This window comes from Methylophaga sp. UBA1464, assembly GCF_002325665.1.
Classification (GTDB): domain Bacteria; phylum Pseudomonadota; class Gammaproteobacteria; order Nitrosococcales; family Methylophagaceae; genus Methylophaga.
Genome location: NZ_DCSO01000012.1, coordinates 17,161 through 21,209, shown reverse-complemented (window position 1 = coordinate 21,209; position 4,049 = coordinate 17,161). Strand labels below are relative to the sequence as shown.

5 protein-coding genes are annotated in these 4,049 nt (G+C 43.6%); all 5 read right to left on the bottom strand.

Annotated features, from left to right (window positions below):
• On the bottom strand, nucleotides 1-874 hold an 874-nt coding region (locus B3O33_RS01090), incomplete at its 3' end, for a 3-isopropylmalate dehydratase large subunit (RefSeq protein ID WP_292362758.1).
• A gap of 200 nt (nucleotides 875-1,074) precedes the next feature.
• Nucleotides 1,075-1,614: a 6-phospho-3-hexuloisomerase gene (hxlB, locus tag B3O33_RS01085; protein WP_292361946.1), complete on the bottom strand. Its 540-nt coding sequence runs from the start codon at nucleotides 1,612-1,614 to the stop codon at nucleotides 1,075-1,077.
• A gap of 12 nt (nucleotides 1,615-1,626) precedes the next feature.
• On the bottom strand, nucleotides 1,627-2,262 hold the full coding sequence (gene hxlA / locus B3O33_RS01080) for a 3-hexulose-6-phosphate synthase (protein ID WP_292361947.1): 636 nt from the start codon (nucleotides 2,260-2,262) through the stop codon (nucleotides 1,627-1,629).
• Between the two features lie 160 nt (nucleotides 2,263-2,422).
• Nucleotides 2,423-3,406, bottom strand: a complete 984-nt coding sequence (locus tag B3O33_RS01075; RefSeq protein WP_292356641.1) for a transaldolase — start codon at nucleotides 3,404-3,406, stop codon at nucleotides 2,423-2,425.
• Between the two features lie 142 nt (nucleotides 3,407-3,548).
• The gene (locus B3O33_RS01070) at nucleotides 3,549-3,866 is read right to left on the bottom strand and encodes a hypothetical protein (protein WP_292361948.1); all 318 of its coding nucleotides are present in this window, start codon (nucleotides 3,864-3,866) and stop codon (nucleotides 3,549-3,551) included.
• Nucleotides 3,867-4,049: the final 183 nt, after the last annotated feature.

The following is a 4,049-nucleotide window of genomic DNA, read 5'->3' as shown; positions in this document are numbered from 1 at the left end:
CCCATGTGACTTGTGGTTTGATTTTGCTGGCATCGAGAGTCACGACTTTATCAAAATGTGCATCTGCATCACTGTGTAATTCATGCCAGGCTTTTACCGCTTTATCCCAGTTTTCACCTGTTGGGGCAAACGGACGATCACGTAAATAATCAATGGTCGTGTCATCCACAGCAATCATACCGGCACGCGCACCAGCCTCGATCGTCATATTACAAACAGTCATCCGGCCTTCCATGGATAAGTCCTGAATAGCTTCTCCAGCAAACTCAATGGCATAACCTGTACCGCCAGCAGTACCGATTTTACCTATAATGGCCAGCACAATATCTTTTGCGGTAATACCGGGATTGACATGACCTTCGACGTTGACCAGCATATTTTTGGATTTGCGTTGGATCAGACATTGGGTTGCCATAACATGCTCAACTTCTGAGGTGCCGATACCGAAGGCTAATGCACCAAAAGCGCCATGCGTTGACGTATGCGAGTCACCACATACGACAGTCATTCCCGGAAGTGTCGCACCCTGTTCAGGCCCGACAACATGCACAATTCCCTGACGTAAATCATTCAAGCCAAATTCAGTAATACCAAATTGTGCGCAATTTTGATCAAGGGTTTCAACCTGCAATCGTGATATTGGGTCTGAAATACCCCGTTCCCGATGACTTGTTGGCACATTATGATCTGGTGTCGCCAGAATCGAATTCAAACGATATGGAATTCTTCCCGCCAGGCGTAATCCCTCAAAAGCCTGCGGGGAGGTCACTTCGTGGACCAGGTGGCGGTCAATATAAATTAACGCAGTACCATCCTGTTCACTGCGAACAACATGTTGATCCCATAATTTGTCATAAAGTGTTTTGGCGGACATAAATCTCAAAACCGGTTTAATTCAGATAGCAGAACATTATACCGTTTTGCGCTGAGTTGCTCTATCAGCTCATATTGATCTTCCTTGCTCTACTCAGTCTCGATCTTGAAAAAAGGTCATCCGGGCGGTGGAATGACAGGCATAAAAAAACGGGCAACCCGAAGATTGCCCGTTCTTAAATTACAGAATAGAAAAAGTGATTATTCCATATTAGCGTGTCTGTATTTCATTTCCTCTTCAGGAATACCTTTCTCATGAATAAGATGAGAAACAATGGCTTCCAGGAAAATCAACGTAGACAGTTCAAACATGGTACCCATCGGCATGCCTTTTGTTGGAGCAAAGCTTGAATCAGTACCAATTTGAATGGTTTTATCGGCCAAATCGCCAATCGTCGAGCTGGATTTTGAACAAATCAAAACCACTTTAGCTTTCTCAGATTTAGCTTTGTTGGCAAATGAAACCAGCTGTGTTGTCTCACCAGAACCCGAAATAACGATTAACAAATCGCCTTCACGGATACTTGGTGTGCTGATTTCGCCCTGCACATACACGGTATAACCACTATGCATCAATCTCATACCCAGGAAGTTACCAACCAGTCTTGAACGACCTGCGCCAGTGATAAAGATGCGTTTGGCATCATCACACATAGCAACAAATTCAGCTTCAAGGGAACTGTCAGTCGCTTTCAGGATATCAGTGATTTTGTTTACAACTAGATCACGATGCATTGTCATATTTCTAATCCTTTATGCTGCGTCAACCAAAGCACGTAATTCTTTAGCAGATTCTGCTGGAGAAGGTGCACCGTAGATAGCCGCACCAACAACAACGATATCCGCGCCAGCACGAACGGTGCTTTGGATAGTGTCTTTGTTGATACCACCAGCAACAGAAACTTTAACATTCAGACCCAGACCAGCGATGGTTTTCAGATCTTCGAATGGAGTTTGACCAGCAGCTTGTGCGTCCAGACCAGTGTGAACACCGATGATGTGCGCGCCGTTAGCAGCAGCTTCTTTAGCTACAGCAGTTTTATCTTCAACACCGATTAAATCGATTTGAGCTTCAGCATTGTTAGCGTTTGCAGCTTTAATAACGCCTTTCATGGTAGCCATATCAGAAGCACCCAATACAGTAGTGATATCACCACCAGCTTCAAAGAAAGGAGTTGCTTCGTATTCACCAGCATCCATAGTTTTCAGGTCAACCAGGATTTTTTTGTCCGGGTGGGCAGCTTTCAGAGCTTTAACCAGTTTCAGACCGTTGTACTTGATGCAAGGTGTACCGATTTCCAGAATATCGACGTAAGGAGCGACTTGTTCAGCCAGCGCCATAGTTGCGTCAAAATCCAATGAATCCAGAGCCATTTGAATTTCAGCCATGTTATTTTACTCCTAAAATTTTAATAAAAATTATTGCCACGCTTCATTGTGCGAGCGGGACTATAGTTCAGAATTTGGCGGCAAGTCAATTGAGCCAAAATCTGTTGAATCAGGTCGCGACAATTAAGCCGCAACCTGACAGCAGATTGCTAATAAATAATTAGCTTTCCAGATTTGCCAGACGTGTAGCCAGCAGTTCTTCCAGTGATTCCAGTGCTTTGGCAAAGCCATCAATACCTTCAGACAGTTTTTCTGCCGCCATGCGGTTTTCAGCGTGCATGGCATCGAAAGTGGCTTTATCCAAATTCAGTTTTGCAACATCAGATTTTGCAGCAACTTCTGGAGAAAGTTTACGTTCCAGAGTGCCTTCTGTGTTTTGTAACTCATCCAGCAATGCTGGAGAGATTGTCAGCAGGTCAACGCCCGCCAATTCAGTAATTTCACCTACGTTACGGAAACTTGCGCCCATGACTTCGGTGTTATAGCCAAATTTTTTGTAGTAGCTGTAGATTTCAGTAACAGACAAGACACCTGGATCTTCGTTTGAAGGATAAGAATCACGGCCGGTATCTTTTTTATACCAGTCAAGGATACGTCCAACAAATGGAGAAATCAGTGTAATGCCATTTTCCGCACATGCAACTGCTTGGTGCAGACCAAACAACAACGTCAGGTTACAATGAATACCTTCTTTTTCCAGTACTGCTGCTGCCTGAATACCTTCCCAGGTTGAGGCAATTTTGATCAGAATACGATCACGTGAAACACCAGCGGCTTCATATTGCGCAATCAGATCACGGCCTTTGGCAATAGTCGCTTCAGTGTCGTAAGACAGACGTGCATCAACTTCTGTAGAAACACGACCCGGAATGATTTCCAGAATTTTCAGACCAAATGAAACGGCTAAACGGTCAAAAGCCAGAGAGACAACTTCAGATGCCGGTGCATCCGCACCCAAAGATTGACGGGCTGCTTTCAATGTATCGTCAACGATACCTTGATATTGTGGCATTTGCGCCGCAGCAGTAATCAATGATGGATTAGTTGTTGCATCACGTGGAGTGTATTTTTCAATTGCTTGAATATCACCCGTATCAGCAACAACGACGGTCATTTGCTTTAATTGATCAAGTAAATTCGCCATTTTCTTACCTTCTTGAGTTAGTTTGTAGAGCTATTGAGCTTAATAATTTTTAGTATCACAAAATCTGTTTACGGTTAAAAACCGCGAGCAACCCACCATTGGATACCCAATGGTGGGGTAGTAAATTCGTAATAAAGGCTATTTAAGCTTTGCTGCGAATATAACGCTCAACACCTGTTAATGGTGCTGCATTGGCTTTGCTGCGAATATATTTTTCAACACCAGTCATGGGTTTATTTGTTGCTAATTGGTTGCGAATATATTTTTCGACACCAGTTAACGATGAACCACCGTTTGATTGAGCACGGATGTAACGCTCTACACCAGTTAAACCATCATTCGCTTTAGTTGGTGCTGACGCAGCTGCTTTCGATTCAGGTTTGCAACAACTATCGTTGTCAGACGAGAACAATCCTTTGAAAAAGCTGCAGATTGAAGCAAAAAATCCTTTATCACTCATGAGTATACCCCTGTTACATTTTTAACCCCATCTGCCCAACATGNNGACCAATTTATCTGCATGGTCAATAAGTTATGCTGGCAGAACTGGCACAGTGGAATCCGGATGAGTCAGTTAAGCTTAAAAAAAACGAGTGGCACTGGGCCACTCGTTTTTATTCATGCTACTGTTTGTTCTGCTTAC